Source organism: Pedococcus soli (assembly GCF_054782575.1).
In genome coordinates, this window is sequence record NZ_BAAGSF010000001.1 from 183,938 (window position 1) to 207,234 (window position 23,297).

17 protein-coding genes are annotated in these 23,297 nt (G+C 71.3%); 4 read left to right on the top strand and 13 right to left on the bottom strand.

Going from position 1 to position 23,297, the window contains the following annotated elements:
- Positions 1–196: 196 nt before the first annotated feature.
- From ACYVKF_RS00810 to mtrA, 3 genes are read right to left on the bottom strand one after another with little or no spacing between them, the layout of a single operon-like run.
- Entirely contained in the window at positions 197–1,966 is a 1,770-nt protein-coding gene (locus ACYVKF_RS00810; protein WP_460964137.1) for an LpqB family beta-propeller domain-containing protein, read from the bottom strand.
- Positions 1,963–3,765, bottom strand: a complete 1,803-nt coding sequence (mtrB, locus tag ACYVKF_RS00815) for an MtrAB system histidine kinase MtrB (protein WP_460964139.1) — start codon at positions 3,763–3,765, stop codon at positions 1,963–1,965. Before mtrB ends, ACYVKF_RS00810 begins: the two co-directional genes overlap by 4 nt.
- 2 nt (positions 3,766–3,767) lie before the next feature.
- Positions 3,768–4,445: an MtrAB system response regulator MtrA gene (gene mtrA, locus ACYVKF_RS00820; protein ID WP_056916911.1), complete on the bottom strand. Its 678-nt coding sequence runs from the start codon at positions 4,443–4,445 to the stop codon at positions 3,768–3,770.
- A gap of 233 nt (positions 4,446–4,678) precedes the next feature.
- On the opposite strand from mtrA, the gene ACYVKF_RS00825 reads away from it, so the two are divergent.
- The 4 genes from ACYVKF_RS00825 to ACYVKF_RS00840 all read left to right on the top strand — a co-directional run bounded on the left by ACYVKF_RS00825 (position 4,679) and on the right by ACYVKF_RS00840 (position 8,284).
- Entirely contained in the window at positions 4,679–5,128 is a 450-nt protein-coding gene (locus tag ACYVKF_RS00825; RefSeq protein WP_460964142.1) for a TadE family protein, read from the top strand.
- The gene (locus ACYVKF_RS00830) at positions 5,110–6,321 is read left to right on the top strand and encodes a pilus assembly protein TadG-related protein (protein WP_460964144.1); all 1,212 of its coding nucleotides are present in this window, start codon (positions 5,110–5,112) and stop codon (positions 6,319–6,321) included. The genes ACYVKF_RS00825 and ACYVKF_RS00830 overlap by 19 nt, the downstream gene beginning before the upstream one ends.
- Before the next feature lie 164 nt (positions 6,322–6,485).
- A complete protein-coding gene (locus ACYVKF_RS00835) occupies positions 6,486–6,992 on the top strand; it encodes a TadE/TadG family type IV pilus assembly protein (protein WP_460964146.1) in 507 nt (168 codons plus the stop codon).
- On the top strand, positions 6,989–8,284 hold the full coding sequence (locus tag ACYVKF_RS00840) for a TadE/TadG family type IV pilus assembly protein (RefSeq protein ID WP_460964149.1): 1,296 nt from the start codon (positions 6,989–6,991) through the stop codon (positions 8,282–8,284). The genes ACYVKF_RS00835 and ACYVKF_RS00840 overlap by 4 nt, the downstream gene beginning before the upstream one ends.
- A gap of 265 nt (positions 8,285–8,549) precedes the next feature.
- Here the strand turns inward: ACYVKF_RS00840 and ACYVKF_RS00845 are convergent, their stop codons facing one another.
- The 10 genes from ACYVKF_RS00845 to ACYVKF_RS00890 form a co-directional block, all read right to left on the bottom strand.
- Positions 8,550–10,145 carry a pilus assembly protein TadG-related protein gene (locus ACYVKF_RS00845; protein ID WP_460964151.1) on the bottom strand — a complete coding sequence of 532 codons (1,596 nt, stop codon included), beginning with the start codon at positions 10,143–10,145 and terminating at the stop codon, positions 8,550–8,552.
- The gene (locus ACYVKF_RS00850; RefSeq protein WP_460964153.1) at positions 10,142–10,723 is read right to left on the bottom strand and encodes a TadE family protein; all 582 of its coding nucleotides are present in this window, start codon (positions 10,721–10,723) and stop codon (positions 10,142–10,144) included. Before ACYVKF_RS00850 ends, ACYVKF_RS00845 begins: the two co-directional genes overlap by 4 nt.
- Positions 10,720–11,235: a TadE/TadG family type IV pilus assembly protein gene (locus ACYVKF_RS00855; RefSeq protein ID WP_460964155.1), complete on the bottom strand. Its 516-nt coding sequence runs from the start codon at positions 11,233–11,235 to the stop codon at positions 10,720–10,722. The genes ACYVKF_RS00850 and ACYVKF_RS00855 overlap by 4 nt, the downstream gene beginning before the upstream one ends.
- Positions 11,236–11,427: 192 nt before the next feature.
- A complete protein-coding gene (locus ACYVKF_RS00860) occupies positions 11,428–13,209 on the bottom strand; it encodes a hypothetical protein (protein WP_460964156.1) in 1,782 nt (593 codons plus the stop codon).
- Positions 13,210–13,360: 151 nt separating this feature from the next.
- Positions 13,361–14,791 carry an adenosylhomocysteinase gene (ahcY, locus tag ACYVKF_RS00865; protein WP_056918744.1) on the bottom strand — a complete coding sequence of 477 codons (1,431 nt, stop codon included), beginning with the start codon at positions 14,789–14,791 and terminating at the stop codon, positions 13,361–13,363.
- A 103-nt stretch (positions 14,792–14,894) separates the two neighbouring features.
- Positions 14,895–16,904 (bottom strand): copper resistance CopC/CopD family protein, encoded by a 2,010-nt coding sequence (locus ACYVKF_RS00870; RefSeq protein WP_460964158.1) that lies wholly within the window; start codon positions 16,902–16,904, stop codon positions 14,895–14,897.
- Positions 16,901–17,413 carry a hypothetical protein gene (locus ACYVKF_RS00875; RefSeq protein ID WP_460964160.1) on the bottom strand — a complete coding sequence of 171 codons (513 nt, stop codon included), beginning with the start codon at positions 17,411–17,413 and terminating at the stop codon, positions 16,901–16,903. Before ACYVKF_RS00875 ends, ACYVKF_RS00870 begins: the two co-directional genes overlap by 4 nt.
- Positions 17,410–20,631, bottom strand: a complete 3,222-nt coding sequence (locus ACYVKF_RS00880) for a multicopper oxidase domain-containing protein (RefSeq protein WP_460964162.1) — start codon at positions 20,629–20,631, stop codon at positions 17,410–17,412. The genes ACYVKF_RS00875 and ACYVKF_RS00880 overlap by 4 nt, the downstream gene beginning before the upstream one ends.
- 8 nt (positions 20,632–20,639) lie before the next feature.
- Entirely contained in the window at positions 20,640–21,953 is a 1,314-nt protein-coding gene (locus ACYVKF_RS00885) for a multicopper oxidase domain-containing protein (RefSeq protein ID WP_460964164.1), read from the bottom strand.
- A 14-nt stretch (positions 21,954–21,967) separates the two neighbouring features.
- Positions 21,968–23,245 (bottom strand): multicopper oxidase domain-containing protein, encoded by a 1,278-nt coding sequence (locus tag ACYVKF_RS00890; protein ID WP_460964166.1) that lies wholly within the window; start codon positions 23,243–23,245, stop codon positions 21,968–21,970.
- Between the last annotated feature and the right edge of the window lie 52 nt (positions 23,246–23,297).

A 23,297-nucleotide genomic window follows, 5' to 3' on the forward strand; every position in this document is an offset into this window, starting at 1 on the left:
TGCCACCCCCGCGGCGCAGCAGACAAGGCCGGGCGAACCGGGCAGGCGGCCCGCACGCACGGGGCGGGCACGGCACCCCGGGAATTCGGTCCGTTCGGGTGACCCCGCAGCAGCGCGGGGTCACCCGGGCTCAGCGAGGGCTCGACGGTCGGCAAGGGTCCTCCTCAAGGAGGGTCCCCCTCGGCGTGGGTCCCCCTCAGCGAGCGGCGACCAGCAGGTCGGTGCCCTCGCCGACCCGCTGCCACCGGCTGCCGGCCCGCAGCAGCACCTGGCGGGCGTCGGTGGTGACGACCAGGCCGCGCTCGCCGTTGATGGTGGTGATGGTCTGCGCGCCGGAGATCTCGGGGCCGGCCGTGATCTGGCCGCCGAGCGGCACGGTCCACGGGCGCAGCACCTGCCCGGGGTTCCTGCGCCCGAGGACGACGACGGTGGCGTCGTCGACCCAGACGAGGTCCCGCATCAGGGTCAGGGTGGGGGCCAGGGTCAAGGGGGTCGCCAGCGAGGTCGGCACGTGGTCGGCGCCGCGGACGACTCCGGCGACGTCGAGGCGCGGAACCTTGCCGGACGCGTCGGTGCTCACCACCGCGACCCGCTGGCCGTCCGGTGACAGCCGCAGGCTGACGACCCGACGCTGCGCGAGCCAGGAGGCGGTGACCACGTGCGGTGCGGCCTTCGCGGCGTCCGCCGGGTCCGTCGTGGTGTCGATGACCCAGACCCTGGCCTCGTCGTCGTCCCGCCCGGCGAGCCAGAGCATGTCCTGGTTGTCGTACGTCGGCCGGGTGAGGTTCGACCCGAACGTCAGCAGCTGGACCTGGGTCTTCCCGCGCCACCGGGCCAGCTGGGCCCGGTCGCCGCCGACGGCCGCGACCTCACCGCCGGAGCGCGACACCGCGGGGTAGGCCCACCCGGGCTGGAGGGCGGGCAGGGCGGCGGTCGGCGGGGGGCTCGGCCGCGCCACCGGGTCACCGACCTGGTCGGGGCTGACCGGCACCAGCGTGGTGCCGATCCGCAGCAGGGGCTTGATCTCGGGGTCGGCCGGCGTGCCCAGCCCGAGGGCCGCGAGCGAGTCGAGCGCTCCGTCGAACCCGGGGACCCGCAGGTCGGCCCCCTCCAGCTGGAGGGCGACCCGGTCGACGCCGGGCGCCTGGCTCACCGTGGCGAGGAACTGGGCGCCGAGGTTCTGTCGCTGAGCGGGGTCGGCCGCCAAGCGGGTCGCGGTCAGGTCGATCGTGGCGGTGCCCGAGTCGATGGTCACCGCGTCGACCGCCAGGCGGGTGCCGGGCGGGACGTCGCTGCGCACCGCCCCACGCAGGTAGTCGGGAGCCCCGGCGAGCAGCGACCTCGCGAGCCGCGTGGCCAGGCCCGTGCCGAGCGGGAGCCACCGGACGTCGGGGACCAGGCGCCGCTGGCTGGCCGACAGGAAGTAGATGCGGAACGGGTCGTAGAGGCGCAGGAAGTCGGAGTTGCTCAGCCAGGTGCCGAAGTTCTGGGGCAGCGACGAGATCCGCCACTCCCCCGACCGCTGGACGACGCGGAAGTCTGCCTCCACCGTGCTCGTGGTCGGCAGCTCCTCGTAGCGACCCGTGCCGTCGACCCGTGCTGTTGCGGTCGCCTTGGCCACGACCTGGCCCGCGCCGGACGCCTTGGTGTCGAGGACCGACTCGTTGCCGAACACCACGACCGAGGTGTCGGGGCGCCAGCTCCCGGCTGCATCGGGCGTGAGGTACGACCGCGCCACCTGGTACTGGTCATCGCTCGCCGCCGCGGCCCGGATGAACCCCTCGACGACCTCCTCGGGCGAGGCTCCGGGGCGGATGGGGTTGGCTTCGACCCGGATCTCGTTCTCCTGCACCGACCCCACCTCGAGGCCGGGCTGGACCGCGGACTTCGTCGACAGGCCTCCCCCGCAGGCCGACAGCAAGGTCACCGCCACCGCTGCCAGCGCGACGGCCGCGCGGCGCCTCACCGTGGTGCCCCCGGTGCCGTCGGCGTATGGCGCAGGGTCACCGCCGTGCTCGCGCCCGGCCCGGTCGTCGAGGGCGTCTGCGCCTGGGCGTCGCTGGCCTCGCGGGCGGTGCGACGGCGTGACGTGGGGACGTCGTCCGGCCGCAGCGACAGGGGCGCCTCGGTGATCGACTCGCCGTACGTCCGGGGCAGGGTGAGGCGGAAGCAGGAGCCCTCGCCCGGCTCGCCCCAGGCCTGCAGCCACCCGTCGTGCAGCCGGGCGTCCTCGAGGGAGATGGCCAGTCCCAGGCCGGTGCCGCCGGTGGTGCGGGCGCGGGCGGGGTCGGCGCGCCAGAAGCGGTTGAAGACCAGGGCGGCCTCACCCGGGCGCAGCCCGACCCCGTGGTCGCGCACGGCCACGGCGACGGCGCTGTCGTTGCCACCGATCGCGATCTCGACCGGGCGGCCCTCACCGTGCTCGACGGCGTTGACGACGAGGTTGCGCAGGATCCGCTCCACCCGGCGCGGGTCGACCTCGGCCTGGCAGGACCCCTCCGCGGTGACGGTGATCGTGCTCCCCCACCGCTCGGCGAGGGGCAGGGCGGACTGCACGGCCCGGGCGACGGTGTCGCGCAGGTCGACCAGGTCGACGTCGAGGGCCGCGGCGCCCGCGTCGAACCTGCTGATCTCGAGCAGGTCGGCGAGCAGCTCCTCGAACCTGTCGAGCTCGTTGTGCAGCAGCTCCGCCGACCGGGCGACCGTCGGGTCGAAGTCGCGGCGCGAGTCGTGGATCAGGTCACCGGCCATGCGGATCGTGGTCAGCGGCGTGCGCAGCTCGTGCGAGACGTCGGACACGAACCGCTGCTGGACGCGGGACAACCCCTCGAGCTGGCGGATCTGCGTCTGGAGGCTGTCGGCCATCTCGTTGAAGGAGGCGGCCAGCCGCGCCAGGTCGTCCTCGCCCCGGGCTCGCATCCGCTCGTTGAGCCGGCCGGAGGAGAGCCGCTCGGCGACCATGGCCGCCCGGCGCACCGGGTTGACGACCTGCCGGGTCACGACCCACGCGATGGCACCGACGAGGGCCACGAGGGCGAACCCACCGATCGCGAAGGTGCGGGTGATCAGGTCGAGGGTGGCCTGCTCGCGCTGCATGGGGAAGATGACGTACAGGTCGTACTTGCCGGCGACGGGCACCTGGACCTGGGACCCGACGAGGACCGCCGGGACGGCCTGGCCGGTCTGCGGGTCGTCGATGCCGACCAGGGTCACCTGCTGGTGGGTCGGGTCGAGCCGGATGGCCTCGCGGAGGTCCCGCGGGATGCTCGACAGGCCGATCCGCCCGCTGAGGACCGTCTGGACCGTGGTGTCGGAGGTGTTCCCGAGGCTGCGGGCGAAGACGAGGTAGCGCTCGTTGTCACCGCCCGGTGCGGCGGCGGCCTTGATGATGTCCTGCGACTGGAGGTTGATGTCGCCCGAGCTGGCGCGGCCGCTGCCGTCGAAGTTGTCCTGCACCACCTTGGTCAGCCGCGACGTCTCGAGCTGGGCCGTCTTCATCCGGTCCTGCTCCAGGCCGTCGGAGATCGAGGAGTAGAGGTAGGAGCCGAGGCCGAGGACGACGAGCAGGCCGAGCAGCATCGTCGTGCTGACCACGCGGAACTGCAGCGAACGGCGCCAGGCGTGCACGAGCCGGCTCAGCGCCCTACCGGTCCCCCGGCGGGCGCGCACCGCGAAGGTGCGCAGGGCAGGTGGACCTTGCGCCCCGTGGGCCGAGGGCCGCGCCGGCGGCGTCCGGTCGGGGCCGGGTCCGGCCGAGTCCGACATCGTCAGCTCGGACCGGCCTTGTAGCCGACGCCGCGGACGGTGACGACGATCTCGGGGTGCTCGGGGTCGTGCTCGATCTTGGAGCGCAGCCGCTGCACGTGGACATTGACGAGGCGGGTGTCACCGGCGTGGCGGTAGCCCCAGACCTGCTCGAGCAGGACCTCACGGGTGAACACCTGCCACGGCTTGCGGGCCAGGGCGACGAGGAGGTCGAACTCCAGCGGGGTCAGCGACAGTGGCTCGCTGGCCCGCTTGACCGAGTGACCCGCGACGTCGATGACGAGGTCGCCGATCTCGAGGCTCTCCGGCTCGGGCTCGTCACCACGGCGCAGCCGGGCACGGACGCGCGCGATGAGCTCCTGGGGCTTGAAGGGCTTCACGACGTAGTCGTCGGCGCCGGACTCCAGGCCCACGACGACGTCGACGGTGTCGGTGCGCGCGGTCAGCATGACGATGGGGACGCCCGACTCGGCACGGATGCGGCGGCAGACCTCCATGCCGTCGAGACCGGGGAGCATCACGTCGAGGAGGACGAGGTCGGGCTTGCTGTCGCGGAAGGCCGCCACGGCGTTGCCACCGTCGGCGACGTGCGACACGTCGAGCCCCTCGTTGCGCAGGACGATGCCGAGCATCTCCGCCAGCGCAAGATCGTCATCGACGATGAGCACGCGACCCTTCACTGCGTCAACCCTCTCCCTACATCGAGTAAAGATTCCCTCCCGAATCATCACACACGGGCCACCCCCCGGTCTCAGGACCGCGCACAACGTGTTCATCCCTTTGCGGGATCCCACTTCTCCTGGTCGCCCACACACTGGGCAGGGCCGGTCCCCGGCGCGAGCCAGCAGGAGCAGTCATGCGTGCATCTCCCCCCACCAGACCCGTGCGACGCCGCGAATCAGGAGCAGCAGCCATGGAGTTCGCGCTGATCATGCCGGTCTTCGTCCTGCTGGTCAGCGGCATCATGACCTTCGGGATCGTGTTCGCCCAACAGCTGTCCCTCGGCAACGCGGCCCGGCAGGCGGCCCGGCAGTCCGTGGTGCCGTCGAGTCCGGCCTGCGGCACCGGACAGGCTGCCGGGAACGCCGGGACGGACCTCACCGGCCAGGCGAAGTCCGACTCCTCGACGATCTGGCTCAACCCCAACGACGTCGTCGTCACGATCAAGCGCGCCACGACCACGCCCCCGTCGTGGTCGACGGGAACGTGCACCGGTGCCACGACCAAGGCCTGCGACGGCAGTGCCCCTGGCGACAACGTGTACGTGCGACTGCAGTACACCAGCCAGCTCAACCTGCCGTTCATGCAACCGACGTTCAACCTCGAGTCGACCGGAGTGTTCCGATGCGAGTTCACCTCCTGAGGCTTCCGGCCAACCTCCGGCGACCGGCCCTCGGGCGAGCTGACGGTGAGCGGGGAGCGATCGCCGTCGTCGCGGGCCTGCTCATGCTGGCGTTCCTGGGGCTCGGTGCTTTCAGCGTCGACCTGGGCATGTCCTTCGCGGACACCAGGCGGCTGCAGACCTCCGCCGACGCAGCGGCCCTGGCCGCAGCGAACGTCCTGCGAGGCACGGCGGGAACCTGCACGACGATCCTCGGAGCGAGCCAAACCGCTGCAGGCGCCACCGCCGACCTGATCCGTGAGCAGAACCGCACGTCCAGCACGCGCGCCACCTACACGGCCTCCTGCACGGCGGACGGTTCGCTGCAGGTGACCTATGCGTCGCGAGGCTCGACACCGAGCTTCTTCGGGGGCGCCTTCGGGCGCTCCGGCGACTACACCACCACCCGGACGGCCACAGCCCGCCTCTCGACCCTGGGCAACGGGAAGATCCGTCCGTATGCGGTGTGCGGCGCCCAGCTGTCCGAGGCATCGTTCGGGACCGTGCTGCAGATGGACCTGCCGAGCTCGGGAAACACCCAGTGCCCGGGGGTGGCCAACCCGGGGAACTGGTGGTCCGTCGACTGCCCCGAGGTCGCGTCGAACAGCAACGCCTACATGGCGACCGCCACCCTGGACGGCTGCACCTCCGACGTCGTCCCCGTCTCAGGCCAGCTGACAGCGCCGCCGCGGACGCCGTCCGACCTGCGCTCCTACCTCATCTCCTCGTGCGCCGTGCGCTCGACGTCGTGTCTCAGCGCCAACACGGGGCAGATCGGCGGTGTGGTGCTCACCTCGTGGAACGTCCTGGTGGCCGAGCAGCGCCGCGTCATCTTCCCGGTCTTCTGCGGGGGGACCCCTCCCGGGCCGTGCGACACCGGCGCCGTCGTCAACGCCGGCGGCAACAACGCGATCTACCCCGTCCAGGCCCTGGTCGGCGTGCAGGTCTGCGGCTACCACTTCGGCAACCAGAAGAGCCCCAACGGAACGGGCGTCCTCACCGGGGAGTGCGCGTCCCACAACCCGGGCGGGCTGACGACGTCCACCGGCGGGTCCCAGGACAACTACATCCTCATGCGGCTCGTCGACATCCCCACGCTCCCCAAGGGCGGAGCCTCCACCTGTCCGCTCGGGGCTCCGTGCGACCTGCAGCGCACGGTCTCCCTCATCCAGTAGGACGCCGAGCGTCCAGACACGCAGGCGGAGCCACGTCACATCAGCCTTACGCCGGAGTCCACTGACCGTTCGGAGGATGGGGTCTGCCCCTGGCACCAAGCACACTGAGGTGCTTGGGGGACTACCTGGGCGATACACGACGCGAACTGCAGGAGTCTTACGTGATGATCAGGCCGACCGCTCGACGTCGCAGCACGTCGGAGTCAGGCGCCTCCGCTGTCGAGTTCGCGCTCGTCGTCCCCGTCCTGCTCCTGTTCATCTACGGGATCATCGCCTTCGGCTTCGTCTTCTCGCAGCAGATCTCGTTGAACAGCTCCGCCCGGGACGCCGCCCGCGCCGGCATCGTCAAACCGCTGGGGGGCAATCCGATGCCATGCTCCGACGTCGCCAGCCAGGTTCGCACGGTGGTCGCCGGGAGCACCATCGGCATCGGCGCGACGAACAGCAACACCATTGACGTCACCGTGACCGGACCCGGCGGCGTGACCTGCCAGCTGGCGAGTGGCGCCTCCAGTGCCACCGGCTCCACGACGAGCTACCCCTGCACCAACACGTCCTACGGCAACCTGACGGTGCTCGTCGCCTTCCAGTCCAAGCCCCCGGTTCCGCTGCCTGTGTTCAACAACATCAACCTCCAGTCCACAGGGGTGTTCGCGTGCGAGTACAAGTGAGCCGCCGTCGCCGCTCCACCGGTGAGCGTGGCGCCGTCGCGATGATGGTGGCCCTGCTGGCCATCCCCGTCTCCATCATGGCCGGCCTGACGATCGACTTCGGGATGACCTTCGCCAAGCGTCAGGCGCTCGCCTCCGGCGCCGACAGCGGGGCCCTGGCCATCACCAACCAGCTGCGCCAGATGGTGCTCGGCAACCCGAGCGCGTACCCGACCTGTGCGTCGGTGCTGGCCACCGACCCGACGTCCACCACGGCCAAGTCCACGGCCGTCAACTACATCAACCGCAACTCGCAGTACGGCGAGAGCGTCCCGTCGTCCCAGGTGTCGGCGGTCCTGTCCTGTCAGGGCAACTACCTGGTCGCCGACGTCACGGTCGACACCTCGGTGCCGACCGCACTCGGCGGCCTCGTGGGGGTGAACAGCCTGCGGGCGAACCGCTCCGCACAGTCCGTGCTCAAGCTGAGCACCAAGGCCGACTGCGGCCTGTGCATCCTCGGCAACAACAACCACGACATCCAGAACGGCAACGTCGTGATCAATGCGGGCAACGTCGCCTTCAACGGCAACGCGGGGTCCGGTCCCAACGGCGAGGTCAACGTGACCACGTCGGGTGGGACCACCAGCATCGAGGGCACGTGGCTCTACCCCAGCAAGGGTGACTGGACCCCGCAGCCGCTGCAGGGGCAGCCCACCATGGACGATCCCCTGGCCGACCTGCCCATGCCTCCCAGCATGGCCGGACTGACCAAGAAGACCAACATCTGCAGCGATGGGCCCGGCATCTACGCGAGCCTCGCCCCCAACACGAGCCCGTGCAACATCGGCGGCGGGATGTACGTCATCACGGGCGGCACCCACTACTCCGGCCAGACGGACCTCGTGGCGACGGGTGCAACCCTCTACTTCACGTGCGCGGACGCCTCGGGCATGCCCCGCCAATGCGCTGCAGGAGAGGGCGCCGGGGCAGACTTCACCGGCCAGGCCACGCTGGGGGTCTCTGCCCCCACGACCACCGTGAACAGTGGCGTGCCGAAGATCGCCATCCTGGCCGACCGCAGCTACTCGGGCACCTTGTCCTTCCGAGGCAACCCGGTCGGCGGGATCACCGGGACCATCTACACCGTCGGTGCCACGCTCGACATCCGTGGCAACGGGGACACGACCACCCTGACGTCGCTGCTGGTCGTCAAGGACCTGACCTTCTCTGGGAACAACGCGACGCTGAACATCACCTACGACGGTGCGTTCAACCAGCCCCCCACGCCGGTCTCCACCCGACTCACGAGGTAGGCAGGGAGAGGCACGCACTCAGGGCTGCAGCCACGGAGCTGCAGCCCTGACGTGTTCGAAGCCCGAGCTACGTCTCCCACAGCCCATGGGTCCGGGGCCGAAGGCCAGTTCTGAGGTTGGCGGGCGGCAGAGCGCCAAGGAGCCCTCCCCACCCACGCTCAGGGAACCGTCGTGCGATGGTGGGTGCGGCCACGTCGTCCGGAGACCCTTGGGCGATCCGCGTTTCCGGCGGACCGACGAGGGGCTCGAACGGACCGCCCGTGCCCTACTCGACCAGGCGCACCGGGTCGCCGGCCACGTTGGCCGTCCACGACGTGGTGTCCGCGGGGCTGGACCCGGCGCCGTAGAAGAACTCGAGGCGGAGCCAGCACCCAACGGCCGAGGAGTCGTTGCAGGAGTAGTCCGTCGGGATGGGCACGGACACCTCCTGCCACTGGCCGTTGTAGGCCGAGCTGACGTTGATCGTGCAGTCGGTGAGGGCGCCGTTCTGCACTCCCGAGCCGGTGCAGCCACTGAAGGACGAGCCGACCTCGGAGGGCGGCAGGACCTTGACCGTGCTGCCGAGCGTCGCACCGTCCCCGATGTCGAACAGGCGGACGGTGAAGAGCTGACCGCGCGCCCCGCTCGGGACCTTGGCGAGGTAGAACTTCGAGGTGCCGGCCGGGGTGTTGCCGTACATCGCCATCTTGGCGTAGCCGGCGACCGCGACCCCGTCGTCACCACTGCTGCTCTCGGTGTAGGCGCGCAGGCTGAAGCGGTTGTGGCCGCTGGCCGCGTCGTTGCCGACACCGTTGGTCTTGACCTGGATGAGGTAGGTCCCCGGGGTCACTCCCCCGGTGATCTTGCAGAGCTGCTTCCACTGCCGGAAGTTGTCGGCGACGGTTGCGTTGAACGACCCGCTGGCCTTGTCGAGGGCGTTGCCGAGGTTGCCGTTGAAGCCCGCGTACGTCGTCTGGCACCCCGTGATCGTCGGGTAGCTGAGCGGGTCCCACTGGTTGACACTGGGCGAGCGGACCGTGAACTGGGTCGCGACCTCTCCCGTGCCACCGAACCTGACGTCACCGGTGCACACGCCGGACGTCGCGCCGGCCTTGTAGCGCGTGGCGGGGTCGGGAACCACGGTCCTCGCGGCAGGGAGGGAGTCCGCGCCGGACAGGTTCGTGTCGCACTTGTCGCCCACAGCGATGAGGGCGGGGTCGAACGCCTCGATCGTGAGTGAGGCCACCGGCTTGGTGACGGTGACGCTGTAGAAGTACCCGTTGGTGTCGAAGTCGGTGTTGCTGCCCATGCTGTTCTGGTAGGCGTCACCGTTCGACTTGGGTGCCTGGGGTGAGCCGACGTTGGCCCAGAACTGGCCGGTGCCGTTGCAGTTGGAGCTGCGGTGTCCGTCGGGGTACGGGTCGTCGCCGTAGCCGTTGCACGGGCTGCCCATGGGGACCGGCCCGGCGTAGTCGGCCACCGAGGACCGGGTGATCGTCGTCTGGTCCAGCCCGAGCATCCAGCCGAACTGGTTCTTGACCGTCCGCGAGACGGTGACCCGGAGCCTCGTCGGTCGTCCGTCGACCTTGGGGGTCACCGCGGTGTCCGTGCCGACCGCGAACTCGTTGCGGGCGGCCAGGTCGCGCGCCGTCGTGTAGGCCGACGAGGGGTCACCGGGGAGGTACGGCACGCCGCCCAGGGCCGCTGCGTCGGCAGCACGCTGCGCCCGCTGCCCGGTGAAGTACCAGTTGCCCACGTCGACCGCGAACGCGCAGAAGCTCAGCAGGACCGTGAGGAGCAGGCCGACCATGATCGCGACATACCCTCGCTCGCCCGAACCGGCCGCGCGACGTCGGCGCGCCGCCCACGCCCAGGGGGTCACGGCTTGCACCCGGACAGCGCGGGGAAGGGCTCGAGGTTCATGCTGGTTCCCTCTGCGATGGTCGTGGTCGGGATCACGCCGGTGAACGCGCCGTGGCGCACCTTGGCGTAGACCCCGATCCGGTCGGGGGGACCGCCGGCCGCGGTCGTGCAGGCGTTCTGGGCCGAGGCCGCCCACGTGTCGCTGCTCGGCCGGAAGGTGCCGGTGCCGGTGTCCCACGTGAACTTCACGCAGACGGTGCAGTTGCCGAAGTCGGTGCGGCCACTCGGGAAGTCGTTGGCAGCATTGGCCTTGTAGACCCAGAGCTCCTGGAAGTCGGTGGGGTTCACCACCGAGCTCTTGGCCTGGACCTCGTTGGCCGCGAGCTGGGCGAAGGTCGAGTTCCGCGGTGAGGCCGAGGCGATCCGGACGCCGGCCCGGATCGCAGCCTGGGTGCCGAGGTAGTCCTTGAACAGCATCCCGAGCTCCATGATGCCGAAGAGCATCGCGAAGACGACAGGCGTCACGACCGCCGCCTCCACCATCGAGGCACCGCGCTCGCCACGCCCACCGCGGGCGCGACCGTTCAAGTACCTCATGGCTTGCACGCCCCGACGCGGTCGTACGGCTCCAGCCGCATCACGGTGGACTCGGTCATCACCGTGTTCTTGAAGAACATCCCCAGCCGGCTCGGGTAGCGGTACTGGACGTAGACCCCCAGCGTGTCCACCGTTCCGGCACAGGCGTTCTGCGAGTCCCACGTCCAGCCGGGCGTCCCGCTGACGACCAGGGTCGACCCGGAGGGGACGAACTTCACGCAGGTCGTGCAGGTGCTGAAGTTGCCCGAGTCGGGGAGACCGGTGGCGGGGTTGGCCTTGAAGACCCAGACCGTGTTGACGCGGGACAGGTTCATCGACCCGAGCGCACTGGTGACCTGGGCTGCCGCACTGGTGGCGAACGCCGGGTCCCGCGGCAGGCCGGCGGCCGTGCGGGCGCCGGCTCGTGAGGCGGAAGAGACGACGAGCGCATCGCGGTAGGCGAAGGACGTCTCGACGATGCCGTAGAGCATCGTGATGAGCAGCAGGGAGACCAGAGCCGTCTCGACGGCCACCGCCCCCCGGTCGGCCTTGCCCCGCCGACGCCATTGCCGCCGCACTGGATCCCCCCAGATCGCTCCACACAGTTCAGGTACTCGACCGAGTCTCCAACGCCAGACCGTGACCAGGAACCCGAAGCCGGGGCGGCGGGGACGAACTCATGAGCGAAAACGGCCGTTCGGACGAGGACAATTCGGGCGTGCGGCTCAGCCGTCCACCGGGACCACTCGGACGGCAGGGGCGCAGGAGAAGCGGTCCCGGGCGACCTGCGGGTCGAGGGTCGTGAGCACGGTCGGCGTGTCGGAGGCGGTGAGCACCGCGCACTGTTCTGCGACGGAGCCGGTGGGCAGGTCGCCATACCGGGATCCCGCGTGGAAGAAGCGGAGCATGATCTGGACCGTGTGCTCGAAGGGACCGGGCTCCCGCGTGAGGAAGACGTCCGCCTGCCCGGCCCGCGGCGAGCGCAGGGCGTGGACCACCTCGTCGCCGTCCACCGTGGACCAGGAGCCGAGCGGCGCGGAGAGCATCGACAGGCCGGCGACCACGACCACGAGCGCGGAGGCCAGACCGACCGGGACCAGCCCGACCCGGCGCCAGCCGACCGCACCGTCGAGCCGCATGAGCAGGACGGCGAGCGCGACCCCCACGAACGCCAGCAGGACGTCGGCGCCGACCCACAGGATCTTGTTCGGGTAGTAGCTGGAGATGGCAACCCCCACCGAGCGGGCGAGGACGAAGGCGAGGCCCACCGTCAGACCCCCTATCAGCAGGACCACCACGACCGGCGCCGGCCGACGGCGCGACCACGCGAGGTACGCGACCGCCACGACGACCGCGGCCAGCGGCACCAGCACCGGTGTCGGGACGTCTCCCCCGGACGCGGCATGGCTGACCGGCACCCCACCGACGGGCTTGAGCAGGGCGAGGACCCCGGGGAGCGCGACGACGGCCCCTGCCACGGTGACGAACCCGGCGGACCAGCGCCGTCGTGCCGAACCCGCGCGCACCGTGCCCCAGAGCACCACGAGGAAGCCGACGCCGGCCCCGGGCAGGACGAGCTGCCAGGTGTGGGACAGGACGGCCAGGGCGGACGCAGCCACCACGAGGGATCGTTGGTCCCCGGGCCTGAGCACCTCGACCGCGATCGCCAGGAGGCACGCGACCGCGACCAGCGAGCTCTCGAACCCCCGCGCCATGTAGTCCGCCGCGAACATCGGCAGCAGGACGAGCCACCCGGCGAGGAAGCCCGCCAGCCCTGCCGCCCGGGGCGGAGCGTCGAAGGTGCGGGCCGCGGACCGGGCGACCAGTGAGGCACCGAGCACCACCATGACGAGGACCAGCCAGAGCACGCAGGCCATGACACGACTCAGCGAGACGAGCCCGGCCTGGTCGACGCGTCCACCGCCGGCGGTCCAGCACAGCACCTGCAGCGTGACGATCGCGCGGGGGTACGGGTTGGTCGCGTAGGTCAGGCCGCCGGCCTCCCACTCGTCGGCGGCCATGAGCATCAGCCGCAGGTGGTCGCCGGCGAAGATCCACCCGTACCGCGACGGCGGGCCCAGCACCGGGGCGGCCCCCAGCGCGACCGTGACGAGCGTCGGGGCCAGCCAGCCGCGTCGCAGCACGGAGGCACGGGACGGCAGCGCCAGCCGCACCGGGTCGTCGCCAGCCGCACGCCACGCGAGCACGCCCAGGGCGAGGGACAGGAGTGCGAGCACGGCCCGGCTCGCCGCGACGGAGCCGAGGAGGTTCACCCCGGATGCGCTCGCCAGGAGGCCGGCGACGAGGGCGCTCACGGTGACGACGACGAAGGCACCGGGCAGGGCGGCCGGCAGGCCGCACGCACCGCGGCGGCGGCAGAGCCCGGCCAGCAGGACGGCGGTGACGAGCCAGGCGATGGACCACCCGGTCGCCGCGACGGCGACCGACACCAGCCCGAGGGCGCCGACGAGGTGGCGCAGCGGCACCGACCTCTCCCCCACCGTCATGGCAGCGAGCCTAGACATCGGGGCGGGCCGGGGGTGGCCGACGGGCGGCGAGTCGCCCGTTCGGCCGTGGCCGGCACCCACAGACAGGTATGCCGCCCGCTCGGGTGAGCGGGCGGCATACCGGGTGGTGCTGGTGCCGTGAGGCGGTGCCTCAGTAGCGGTAGTGCTCCGACTTGTAGGGGCCGGCGACGTCGACACCGATGTAGGCGGCCTGCTCCTTGGTCAGCTCGGTGAGCTTGGCCCCGAGGGCGTCGAGGTGCAGACGGGCGACCTTCTCGTCGAGGTGCTTGGGCAGCACGTAGACCTGCTTGTCGTACTCGTCGTTCTTCGTGAACAGCTCGATCTGGGCGATCGTCTGGTTCGCGAAGGAGTTCGACATGACGAAGCTGGGGTGACCCGTCGCGTTGCCGAGGTTCATCAGGCGACCCTCGGAGAGCACGATGATCGAGTTCCCGTTGTCGAACGTCCACTCGTGGACCTGCGGCTTGATCTGGGTCTTGGTGACACCGGGGACCTTGGCCAGGCCGGCCATGTCGATCTCGTTGTCGAAGTGGCCGATGTTGGACACGATCGCCTTGTTCTTCATCTGCGTCATGTGCTCGGCGGTGATGATGTTGAAGTTGCCGGTCGTGGTGACGAAGATGTCGGCGGTCTCGAGGACGTCCTCGAGGCGGGCGACCTGGTAGCCCTCCATCGCGGCCTGGAGCGCGCAGATCGGGTCGATCTCGGTGACGATGACGCGGGCGCCCTGGCCGGCGAGGGCCGCGGCGCAGCCCTTGCCCACGTCGCCGAAGCCGGCGACGACGGCGACCTTGCCGCCGATGAGGACGTCGGTCGCACGGTTGAGGCCGTCGATGACCGAGTGGCGCACGCCGTACTTGTTGTCGAACTTGGACTTGGTGACCGAGTCGTTGACGTTGATCGCGGGGAAGAGCAGGTCACCGGAGGCGGCGAGCTCGTAGAGGCGCAGGACACCGGTGGTGGTCTCCTCGGTGACGCCCTTGATCTGCTCGGCGACCTTGGTCCACTTGGTGGGGTCGGCCTTGAGGGTCTTGCGGACGAGCTCCTTGAAGACGCCGACCTCCTCGGAGTCCTGCTCGTCGGTCGCGGGGACCGCGCCCGCGGCCTCCCAGTCGCGACCCTTGTGGACGAGCATCGTCGCGTCGCCACCGTCGTCGAGGATCATGTTGGCGCCCTCGCCGGGCCAGGTGAGGATCTGCTCGGTGCACTCCCAGTACTCCTCGAGCGTCTCGCCCTTCCAGGCGAAGACCGGGACACCCTGGGGGTCCTCGGGCGTGCCCTTGCCGACGACGACCGCAGCGGCCGCCTCGTCCTGGGTGGAGTAGATGTTGCAGGAGGCCCAACGGACCTCGGCACCGAGCGCGGTCAGGGTCTCGATGAGCACGGCGGTCTGCACGGTCATGTGCAGCGAGCCGGCGACGCGGGCGCCCTTGAGCGGCTGGGCCGCCCCGAACTCCTCGCGCAGGGACATCAGGCCGGGCATCTCGTGCTCGGCAAGGCGGATCTGGTGACGGCCGGCCTCGGCGAGGCTCAGGTCGGCAACCTTGTAGTCAAAGGACATGGAAGTACTCCTGAAGTTGACTTGCTGGTTTGCGGACCCGGCGCAGCCCATCTGGGCGAACATCGAAGGAGCGGGTTATCACCCACGCCGGCAGTCCCCCAGTCTACCGGCTGGGTACCGGGAGTCCACTTCGGTCGGGCTGGGCCCCCGGGTCCTGGTCGGGCGCGAGCGCCGTCGCCGCAGCCCATGTGCGCGTGGCGCGGGCTCCAGCGGGCACCTCGGACCACTCCACCGCAGGGCCCGTGCGCCGCCGAGAGCGACCGCGCCAGCGGCGCAGTCCTGCGACGGACCACGCAGAGGCGAGGAGCGCAGCGAGCACGCAGGCGACAGCGAGCAGCCATCCGCGGAGCGGGGCCAGCGAGACCACCGGACGCGGTGGGACGGCTTGGGCGACCACCCAGTCCACCGCGAGCTCGGTGGGCGGCACGCCGACGCGGGTCACGGTGACGACGGCGTCGGCGGCGCCGGCCTCCGTCATGGTCACCGGCACGCTCCACTGCCCGAGGGCCGAGCGTTCACCGGTGCCGGCGGATCGCAGGCCACCGTTCTTGGAGTACACCGCCACAGTCACGCCGGTCACCGGTGCAGGGTCCGGCCGACGGGTGCTGGAGACCGTGATGACGGCGACGTTGGGTCCCGGACGGTTCGGCTGGATCGAGAGCTGTTCCTGCAGGTCGTCGGCGAACGCGGACACCGTGGGGTCGAAGGGCGCGGCCGGGTCGGCGACGAGTGCGGGTCCGACCGCGGGCTGTCCGGCCGCGAGCAGCGCCGCCAGCGCGAGGGCTGCCCCCGCGGCGACGCCCTCGACGACCAGGGAGCGGCCCGGAGTGACGGCCGCGGTGGCCGCGCGACGACGGCCGACCAGCAGCCTCGGGTGCAGGCTGCGGGTGTGGGCCAGTCCGAGCCCCAGGGCGACTGCGGTGGCCGCCACCTTGAGGAGCAGCACCCGCCCGTAGTCGGTGACCAGCAGGGCATCGACGGAGGCGACCACGCTGCTGGCCAGGACCACCCCGGTGACGACCATGACCGAGACGCAGGCGGCGGCCGGCACACCGAAGCGTCGGAGCAGGGCCCGCGCGAGCGCCCGACCGGGCACCCCCTCGCGACGCAGGACCAGCGCGCACCCCGTGAGGAGGACCGCGGCACCCGCCCACGTCGCGGCTGCCCCGACGTGGAGCGCGGTGGCGGCGACCCTGGCCCACGAGGTGGTCACCCCCGCACCCGCGTGGCCGAGCAGGGCCTCGCCCGTCGTCGCCAGCACCGCCCCGGAGGCCACGGCCAGGCGGGCCGTTCTGGGTGCGAGCCGCCGCCAGCGGAGGACCGCGGCGGCGCCGATGAGCAGGAGGCCGGTCTCCCGGGTCAGCCAGCGGGCACCGTAGGCACCAAACAGGGTGCCGAGGCCGGCAGCCCCCTCCCCTGACAGCTGCACGGCGAGCAGTCCGACGGCGGTCAGGGCGGCCACCGCGCACGCCGCGGCTGCGACCTGGTCGCAGGCGCGGGCGACCCGGACCACGCTGCCGTGCCGCGCCGGCGTCGCGAGCCGGCGCACGAGTGCGGCCCCGAGGCCGAGGCACAGGCCGGCGAGCACGACCCAGCGCAGCAGGGCCTCGTCGACGCGTGGGGCGGCCTCCTGCCGACCCGCGGCCGAGACCTGCTGCTGGATGCCGAACACCAGGACGGCCGCGGTGCGGTGCAGGTCGTCGGCCGAGACGGTCTCCAGGGAGACGCGGTAGGAGCCGCGACCGAGTGCTGGCAACGGGGCGACCAGCTCGACCGGGGCCTCGTCCGAGGAGGCAGCCGCCCGAGGACGCGTGAGCGGGTCGGCCCCGTCCTTCGCCGCCGCGCCGCCGTCGGCGGTCTCCACGAGGCGCAGGCCGGTCAGCTCGTGGCGGACCGACCCGCCGACCACGGTCACCGACGTGGAGCCGAGCAGCACCGACTCGCTCAGCCGCATCCGCAGGACCGTCGGCGAGGAGTCGAGGACCTGTCCGTCGGCCGGGTTGCTCGAGACCAGGAACGCGTGGGCGGACGCCGGTCCGGCCCCGGCGAACACCGCCATCGCCAACGCGACGACCACGGCCGGGACGACTGAGCGGCGCAGCAGCGGGATCATCCGATCACCGGCACGTGCTCGAGGACGAACCCGTTGTAGACGATCCGTGCCGTCTCGCCGGAGCGGACCACGCCACCGCTGTTGTTGTACACGAGGTAGTAGGACTGCCCGGCGCGCATCTGGTGGCCCTGCTTCATCAGCGCGACCCGCTTGGTGCTCTCGGCACGTTCCTCGCTCTCGATCGCGGGCGGGTGCTCGCGGTCGGACTGGAACCGCGTCGCCTTCTCCGGGTCGAGGACGACGTAGCTCGCCTCGAGGAGGCCGCCGTCGGCGACGACGGCGACCCGGGTGAAGCGGATCCCGGCCGACTGCTCGAGGTCCACGTTGAGCGGCATACCGGCCTGTGCGGGGTCGTGCCACAGCATCCGGGAGGTCACCGCACCCGCGACCACGAGGGCGAGGACGACCGCCACCACGACCCAGCCCCTGCGCCCGAGCCGGGCGACTGCCCGGCCCGGGCGGGCGACCCACTCCCCTGAACGGGCCGCCCGCGTCGTTCCCGGGTTCATGGCCCGACCCGGGTGGAGGCGAAGGAGTCGAAGGCGGCGGTCCCCGCCATCGGGGAGTTGTTGCCTGCCGTGACCCCACCGGTGATGCCCAGCCAGGCGTCGTCGACGGCGAGCCCGGTGGTGAGGCCGTTCACCGTGGTGACCACGGTGCCGTCACGGCTGAGGACGAGGGTGCCGCGCGAGCCCCCTGTCGCGGGACCTGCCCGCCACGCCGTCTTCAGGACGTGCGACCCGGCGCCGAGGGTCACCCAGCCACCGTTGACCACCGCCAGACCACCGGTGCGGTCGAGCACGACCCGCACCTGGGCCGTGGCGCCGGACCCGCGGTACTGCAGGGCGTAGACCTGGCCACCCGCCGCGGTCCTGGCCTCGAACAGGTTGAAGATCGAGTTGGTGCCGGTGCCGGTCGTCAACGAGCCTGCGGAGAACGCGAACTGTGCGTCGTAGAGCGTCTCCCCTGCGGGGGTGGAGTCGACGACGTACCCGGGACGGTTGTTGGTCCGGCCCGCGAGCGTCACCGCGAGACCACGGTTGACCCCGTCGTTGGGGATCCCGGCCGAGGCCGTGACCGCGACCCCACCCGTGCTCCCCGACCAGGCCGTGAGGCCGCCCGAGTTGAAGTTGTCCGAGAAGATCGCCATCACCCTGGTCACCGAGACCGTGGTCGACTGGGCGTTGCTCCAGTTGCCCGCGGCGTCCTGGACTCGGATCCCGAAGGACTGCGAGCCGACCGGCACCCCGGCGAGCGGCACCATGACCACGATCTTGCCGTTGACGTAGCTCACGGGGACGGTGGTCCCGCGACCGACGCCCGGGTCCGTGCCGCGCCAGTACTCGGCGGACCGGAAGGCCGTCTCGTTCGTCGGCGCGGTGAGGGTGAGCGTCGAGGCGCTGTTGGTGGGGTTGGGCGAGGCCGTCAGCGCGCTGAGCTGCGGTGCGGTCCTGTCCACCGTGAGGGTGGCCGGGAACAGCGTGCCCCAGTTGCCGGCCGCGTCCTTGCCGCGGACCGACACGATGTGCGGGCCGTTGGCCAGGGAGGTGACCTGCGAGATCGGGATGAGTCCGTAGACCGTCTCCGTCACCGAGTCGAGCGCCCCGTCGGAGGCGACCATCTGCAGGCCGCTGTCACCGGGTGGGTTCGTCGACGTCGGGTCGAGGAACGCCTCGGCGTCGACGATGGTGCTCTGCAGGCCCTGTGCCGCGTCGCGGTCGGTGAGGGTGGCCGAGACCACCAGGTAACCGGGGTTGGCCGGGTCGCTGAGGACGCCGTTGGTCGGGTTCGGCCCGACCGCGGCCCCGTCGACGGTGGGACCGGTGTGGTCCACCACGAGCGGGATGTCGAGCAGTGGACCCCAGAGGCCGAGCGAGTCGTGGCTGCGGACCAGGACGTGGTGGGTGCCCTCGGTGAGGGCCTGCACGCTGGTGGCGGTCAGCGACGCGCTCAGCGAGACCACGGTGGCGGTGCGGTTCCTCGTCAGCGCCGTGCCCGTTCCGGCAGCGCCGGCGGTGTCGAGGAAGTACTCGGCGCCGTTGATGGTGCCTCCCGCCAGGGTGTCGTCGCCCGTGGCCGTGACCTTGACGAGGGCAGCTCCTGCAGGGTTGGGCCTGGCCGAGCCGTTGGTGGTCGACGGGCCGGTCTTGGGGAGGTTGAGGACGACCGAACCGACCGCGCCCCAGTTGCCCGCGGCGTCGAGGGCGCGGACGAAGACCTGGTGCCGACCGGCGTCGAGCGAGGCGAGCACCGTGGTGTCGATGGTGCCCGTGGCGCCGACGACCGTGGAGGTACCCCACGTGCCGGTCAGTGGCACGCCGAAGCCCGGTCCAGTGGTGGCCGCGTCGTCGATGACGTACTCCGCCTGGACGATGTTCGAGCCACCCTGGGCGACGTCGCTCAGGTCAGCGGACACCGTGACGGGGGTGAGTCCGTTGGACGGGTTCGGGCTGGCGACCACACGGGTCGTGACCGGCCCGACGACGTCGGTCGCCGGTGGGGGCGCAGCCGTGTCGAGGAAGGTGAGCATGCCGCCCGTGGCCGTCTGGGTGGGGTCGGCCGCGGTCTGGTTGGCGTTGGCGAGCACGTCGCCGGTCTCGGCCAGGGCCACCTTGGCCTCGGGGCCGGTGGGCATGGTCGTGATGGTGTCGAGGGTCTCCCCCGGTGGCACCGCGGCGACCGTGAGCCGCTGCGGGTATGGCGCCCGGTGCCCTTCGGAGCCGACGACCACCTGGTCGCCGCCGAGCAGTCCCATGGCGTGGGTCCGCGATCCGGCGTTGACCATGCGCAGGAGCACCTTGTGGCCCTGGTCGGTGGGGACGGCGTCGGTCTCCGGGAAGGCCTTGCCGTTGATCAGCCGGTACTGCGGGTGGAACGAGCGCAGGTCGTAGCCGAGCGGGTTGGCGTTGAGTCCCGGGTCGATCTCCGACAGCACCAGGACGGCTTCGTCGTCGTAGGCCGTGGCCGGGGTGCCGTAGGCCGTCCCGTCCCCGGGCAGCACCACCAGGGCACCGGCGAGGCCCATGGCCACCTGGCGCGAACCGTTGGCCGTGTGGCCGGCCTCGTAGATGAAGGTGCCGGGACGCGTCGCCTGGAACGTGTAGCTGGCGGTGCCGCCGGTGGCGACGCCGTCCTCCTGGGCGGACGCGGACAACCCGGAGGTGAACGAGCTGCTGGGGATGCCGGGGAACGCCAGGGACATCGCGGTGCTGATCCCGTTGTGGAGGGTGACCGTCACCGTGTCGCCGGTGCGGACGACCAGCCGTGGACCGGGGGCCGTGGCCGAGCCCGCGTCACCGGTCAGCGAGAAGCCCCAGATCGGGATGGAACGGCCCAGGATGCTCGTCGTGCCGGGCAGCGACCACAGGTCGCACGCGACGGCGGTGCCGGTGGTCGTGCAGCCGCTGGGGCTCAGGGTGCCCGCCGCTGCGGCCCGCCCCGTGGCGGGCAGCAGCTGGGTGGTGGTCGACCCGACGACGGCGGCCCTGTCGGCGGCGTCGAGGGTCGGCGCGACCGGCGCGGTGCGACGGGTCGGTGCCGTCGGCGAGACGCCGCTGCGCTGGACCGTCGAGCCGGCCGGCTTCGGCGCCGGGTTGTGCGCGGGGGCGTGGGCCACCGCGGCTCCTGCCGTCCCGAACACGGCCAGGGCGACCACGACGGGGCCGACCAACCAGCGCCCGCCGCGTGCGGACCACGGGACGTTCGTGCTTCGACCGTAGGTGCTCATCGCCGACCTCAGTTCGTCGTGCAGCCGGCGACGGGGTCGATGCGGAAGACCGTCATCATCCCGCCGAAGGCGGCGCCGTAGTTGGTGGCCTGCTGGAGCGCGTGGCTGTGGGCCACGTGGTAGTACTCGCCGCAGACGTTGTTGTCGGTGATGTTCGCCGGGAGCGGGTTCTTCACACCGAGGTAGGGGCTCTCGCTGAACCAGGTGTCCGTCCCGACCAGCAGCTGGTCGGTGATGGCCGGCAGGTTCGTCGGGACCGGGTTGGTCAGCTCGTTCCAGTGCTCGACGTCCCGCCAGTCCATGAGCACGTCGATGCTCTGTCCGGGCTGCACGTCGATGTCGTACTTGAGGTACGACAGGTCTTGCCCACCGTCGCCCTGCACCGGCTGGCCGTCCTGGTTGACGACCCGTTCGTCACTGCCGTGCGGGTGGAACGGGTAGTCGACCGTTCCCGCGTTGAGGTAGCGGATCGTCGCGGGCAGCGGGTTGGTGGTCGCGTCGTAGGCGCGGATGTGCACGAACGCGCCATACGGCTGGTTGGGCAGCCACGAGGCGTTGTTGGGTGCCAACGTGTCCGGCATGCTCCGGCCGTTGATGAGGAAGTAGCGCGCCTTGAACGTCGTCCAGTCGATCGGGCCGCCGCGCTCCACGGCGAGGTGCGCCTCGGGGTCTAGCTCGGACAGGAGGAACAGGTACTCGTGCGTGGGGCTGAAGGCCGAGTCGGCGCGGGAGTTGACCCGGTCCGGGTGGCCGTCGGGCCGGACCACGAGCGCGCCGTACATCCCCATCTGGACCTGCTTGGAGACGTCCGTGCCGCTCTTGTAGAGGTAGGTGCCGGGCGACCCGGCCGTGAACGTGTAGGTGACCGTGCCGGTCCTGGCGGGGGCCGCCTGGACGAGGGAGGTCAGCGACCCGCCGCCGTCGAACTGCGGTTGGGCGGGGGCCCCGTTGGCCACCACCCCCTTCTGGCCCGGGAACACGATCGACGTGGCCTCGGGGAGGGTGTTGTGCAGGACGACGGTGACCTTCTGGCCGCTGGTCACGCACAGCGTCGGCCCGGGGAACTGGAAGTGCCCTCGGACCTCGTTCGCGTAGGACCACATGTAGATGCTGTTGCCGTCGGGGGTGGCGATGTAGTCGTCGTCGGCCTTGAGCGTGAACGTGTTCGTGGGCGAGGTGTCGCAGAGCAGGCCGTTGTCTGCGGCGGCCTGCGCAGGGGCGGGACCGCCGAGCAGGGCGGTCACGACCGCGGCCGCCAGGGCAGTGGCGCCGACGGCCCAGCGGGCGGACCGCCGTGGCCTCGGGATGCGGGTGGGTGTCATCACGGTTCCCCTCGTCACGCGTTCGGGCTGGTCTGGGCGGGGTAGGTGCCGGGGGCGCCGACGCGGATCCGCGTCATGATGCCGCCGTAGCCGCCACCGCCGCCGTTGTTGAGGTAGCTGTAGCGCCGGTCGTACAGCAGGTACTCGCCGGGCCCGGGCGCCTGGAAGATCACGTCCCGGCTCTCACCCGGACCGATGTCGACCGACGTGGTCGACAGGTAGTTGGCGGTGCCGTCCCTGCCGCGCAGGAGGCTCCCGTCCTTGGCGACGACCGTCATGTCGATGTTGTCGGCGGTCATGGTGTGGCTCTGGTACCCGAGGTTCGACATTCGGAGCAGGACGCGCTCCCCTGCGTTGCAGGTGACCAATGACGAGTTCGGTTGGTACTGCAGGCGACCCGCTGCCGTGCTGGTCGGGTCACCGTTCGGCGCCAGGGTGTCGGGGTAGGCGCGGCCGTTCATCAGCCAGAACGACGGGTCGTAGTCGGTCCAGTCGCTGACCTGGATGTGGGCGTCGCGGTAGTGCGCGGCCGACCACAGCTCGGTGAGCAGGAATCCGAACTCGCGGTCGTACTTCGTCGACCCGTCGCCGTCGTTGTAGGCGTACTTCGTGCCCAACGGGTCGTTGCCGATCGGGGTCGAGTTCTGCTTGGGCTTGACCCACAGCATCCCGGTCATGCCCATCTGCACGTGCTCCACGTCCTCGAAGTGGCAGTGGTACATGTACGTGCCCGCGTCGTGCGGACGGTAGAAGTAGTCGAGGTCGCGCCCGATCGGGACCGCCAACGACAGCTCGGGCACGCCGTCGAACAACGGGATCGCGTTGACGAACCCGTGCCAGTGCAGGGTGTGCCCGTCGAAGAGGTCGGGGCGCAGGACCAGACCGAGGTTGGACAACGTGATGGTGATGTCCTCCTCCTCGTTGAACACCAGGGTCGGGGCACTGATCTGCGCCTTGCCGCGCTGGGCTGCCACCTGGGTGGGGGTCATCCCGGTCACGTCCCTGAACCCGAACGTGTAGGTGTTGAACCCGGGTGGGGCCAACGGGTCCGGGAAGAACGGGAGGTCGGCCGGGGCGCTGGCCGGCATGGCCGCCCAGCCGTCGGTGCCGACGAGGTGGAGCTTGCGGGTGACCCGCGCCGGCGAGGCCGCCGGTGCTGCTGCCGGCAGGCCTGCTCCCCGGGCGGGGCTGGGGGCGATGACGCGCGCCCCCACGACGAGACTCGCTCCGACGCCGGCTGCGCCGAGCAGGAAGGACCGGCGGCTCGCGCCCGGTGCCGTTGTGTCGCTCACGGTGGTCTCCTCTGGTCCGTGTCCTGCGGTGGTGAGTGGTGGTGCGGGTGAG